At 60.2% G+C, this 3,409-nt stretch carries 2 protein-coding genes; both read left to right on the top strand.

Annotation, left to right across the window (positions count from 1 at the left end; genetic code table 11):
* The first annotated feature begins 727 nt into the window (after positions 1 to 727).
* Positions 728 to 1,447 carry a glutathione S-transferase C-terminal domain-containing protein gene (locus AB6804_RS31635; protein WP_370889802.1) on the top strand — a complete coding sequence of 240 codons (720 nt, stop codon included), beginning with the start codon at positions 728 to 730 and terminating at the stop codon, positions 1,445 to 1,447.
* 1,148 nt (positions 1,448 to 2,595) lie between these two features.
* On the top strand, positions 2,596 to 2,892 hold the full coding sequence (locus AB6804_RS31630) for a DUF6723 family protein (protein WP_370889801.1): 297 nt from the start codon (positions 2,596 to 2,598) through the stop codon (positions 2,890 to 2,892).
* The last annotated feature ends 517 nt before the right edge of the window (positions 2,893 to 3,409 follow it).

Genomic DNA, 3,409 nt, shown 5'->3' with positions numbered 1-3,409 from the left:
CGCGAGTGGGCACGCCTAGCCTGCGTGATGGTCGGCGCAGCGAACTGGACCGGGGTCAGTCCGCCTCTTCTCCCGCTCCTCACTCGGCTCCCAGAGGACTCGCGAGCGCCGCTCTACTTCGTCTTCCAGCAGACGCTCTTGCTTGCGGCGCGGCTAGCGACTGAGCGCAATCGGGTTATGAAGGCTCTGTGTCGATTGCACCCGTCAAGCGAGCGGTCCGCTCTTTTGAGATGCGCAGTGGAAAAGCTGGCAGTGGACTTGAAGTATGCCGCTTACCCCTACGACGCTTTGGCTGGCGAAGGCGTGCAGCGTCCGATGAGAAGCTGGTTCACGACCGCGCCCGCGGCCAGCACTCCCGGATTGCTGCAAGTGTGTTCCCAGTACTGCGCCCGGCGTTGCGAACCTGCGCCTCCGGTTGCATGGGCGCTAGAAACGAGCGGTCGCTTTTAGAGCATCAGACGTCCGATTGGGAAGGTTGCGGTCATTCCAACGCTCTCGTCGAAGCGGTGCGTTTGCGAAACGCCGTCCATATCGACGGCCACGCCGTAATGATCTCTCGCATCTCTTCCATCCCGCGGTTGTCCACTGCCGGCGCTCATCACGTCCATTCAAACTTTGCGTTCGAGGGGCCGCAATCTGTTTGGCTCATGTGTCATGATCGCTCACTGCGCCCGGCTACAAACTCGTCGGCGCTGGTCGCTCCATGTTTTCATCATGGGGGAGTTCCATGCCGACGCTCTATTCCTACCCAGACCTGTTCGGCGTCGCCGACAACAATCCCTTCGGCCTGAGGGTCTATGCGTTCATGCGCTTGTGCGGCCTGGACTTCGAGCATAAGCACATTCTCGATACGAAAGCGGCGCCGCGAGGGCGGTTGCCGTATCTGGTCGACGGCGAGGAATTCATCGGCGATAGCGATGCGATCATCGACTATCTCAAGCGCAAAAACGATCTAGGCATCGACAGAGCGCTTTCACCAGGTCAAGCGAATCTCGACTTCTTCGTGCGACGCACACTGGACGACCTGTACTGGCCGATGAGCTTCTCTCGGTGGCGCGACGAGCGTTTTCGCCCGGCTTTTTGCTCTGCCTTCATGGCGGCGCACCCAGAAGTCGCTGCGAGTGCACTCGAAGCCGCGAGCGAGTACAACCGGCTGCGATACCACTATCAGGGCATCGGCCGCTATGAGCCGGATCAGGTGTACGAGCGCGGCATCGCCGACCTGCGCGTCGTAGCCGATCGGATGGGCCACAGCGGCTTTGTCTTCGGGCCCGAGCCGGCCACGGTCGATGCCGCGATCTACGGCTGCGTCGCAAACATCTATTACTACGACATTGATACGCCGTTGAAGCGCTACCTTCTATCGAGGCCGAACCTGGTCCGGCATTGCATTGCGATACACGAGAGGATCGTTACCTTCAGCGAACCGCATGGTAGCGACGCTTAGGGCCGTCGGGTCATCCGTCTTGGCTTGTCCTACTACAGGGCAGGCAATTTCAGTTTCAGCAAACCGCAGCGAAAGTTGAAGGAGTGTGCTCATGTGGTCGGTCGGTTTGACCTCACCCTCCCGTTGACAATCTTGCCTAAGACAGGGGCCGGCCGAGAGGCGACCACTCAGAATATGGAGTCGAGGGACGCTTCGCGTGGTCAACGCGCGTCCGCCGTCTCCGAAACCCGAAGTTCATTGCGCCGCGTTGCGGATGTCAGGACTGCGGCGCCCAGACTCCCAAGGCGGCTGAACGCCGGAAATTGGCGAGGCCCGATTAGGAGCCCGTCGGTTCTTGCCGTCGTAGCGCCGTCGGGAGGCCGCCAGAAAGTAATTACCGCTCGAGGGCTACAATTGATGGCGCAGCGACAAAGGCGCTCACTGTGCTCGACCAAATTCGCAGAGCCCAGCTGTTTTAATGACAGTCCAGTAGCGTTGAAGCGTACTCAAAATGTCCTTAGTACGGCGTCGCGTGCATCCTCTCTGCACGGCCCTCAGATGATACCGAGCACCGCCGCGTGCGCTGCTTGTTGACGTCGCTACTCGCGACAACTGCTCACGTTCTGTTCTCGCCTAGGCACGCTCCTCGACGGCGAATCTGGCGGTCGCAGAACCTTTGCGGACCCTCGCAGATCTATGCCACATTGCGTCGCTTCGTCCCTCGAAGCAGGCCGGTTACTCGCTTTCGAAAGCGGTTGACCGGCAGTAATCGTTAGCGTCGAATGATTCAATGGCACGCATGGCGGATGGGGTGCCAAGATGAGGCGGAGCCATGTCGCCCGAGCGCCGCGCATGTGGCCGAATATCCACTGCGGCGCAGCCACGGTGCCCGATACGACGCAAAGCGGACCGTGGGCAGCCGTGCAACGGCTGCCCAGAGGGGTGCCTGGCGGGCTGACTTCACCACCGACGACCTAGTGCAGCTGGCGTAGCACGTCGGCATATGCGGTTGGACACACGTTCGGCACAACAGGCGGTCGCACGCGAAATGTGAACCAACGTTGGCAGGCGATCGTTCAGAATTGGATGTTCGAACAGGGTCGAGGTTGCGCGGCACCGTTCTTGCGTTTGAAAGGTGGCCATCACTAAGTGAGACAAGTCGGGGCCATATGGCACATGTCACGGGCAAGCGCCCGAAACTCGCTTTGTTCCCCACAAAAAGAGTTCCGCCGGCGCCTGGCGCGACGGAAGATGATTTCCGGATATACGCGTCGTATCGCGGCACCGCTGCGAGCGGGTACTATGGCACGCTGAAAGTAGTGAGGATGACGGACGGAAAATTGCTTTACCCGTTTGACGGCGTCGAGCAAATCGGCCCGTTCCCAAGCAAAGCCGAAGCGACGGCTGCGGCGCACCGGCGCGGCGACGAAATTGTTAGTGGCGACTTGGCAAACCCGGAGCTATAGCGGCGAGCTCTTGCCGACGAAACATGTCGTTTGAGGGTAGGCGTAAGCTGGCAACGGGCGTCGGCAGATCGGCTACTCAACTCGAGCGATGACCGGTGGCGGGTCTCGGTTGCATATCGGGGTGGCCGGATCGGACATGGGCGCGGATACCCACGTCGCTTACCTTTTGTCCAGCCTAACACTTCGCCACGCGGCTGACCTGCGATCGACCTATTCGTTGCGGTTTGTTGCGTGAAAGACTCCCGGCCAACTGCGTCGCCGTGTTGTCGAACCGGTTATCCCGCGTCCCATCGACAAGCCGGACAACTCTACGAGTTGCCCCACCTTGCCAACAGGTCCCCTCGCGACAGGGGGCCTACGGACGGACTGACTCACTACGCTCCGCCTCATTGAGAGAGACAGCAAAGTCAGAACCGAGGGACTAGGCAAAGAAAAGCCCGCCTAGTGTCCTGTCCCAGAAATTACTTTGCATAACCGAGCCACTTTCTGAAGGATGGAATCGGCGGTTGCGGTCCAG

Origin of the sequence: Caballeronia sp. RCC_10 (genome assembly GCF_041360715.1) — a bacterium.
GTDB classification, from domain to species: Bacteria; Pseudomonadota; Gammaproteobacteria; order Burkholderiales; family Burkholderiaceae; genus Caballeronia; species Caballeronia grimmiae.
This window is presented reverse-complemented; position numbering and strand designations above follow the sequence as displayed.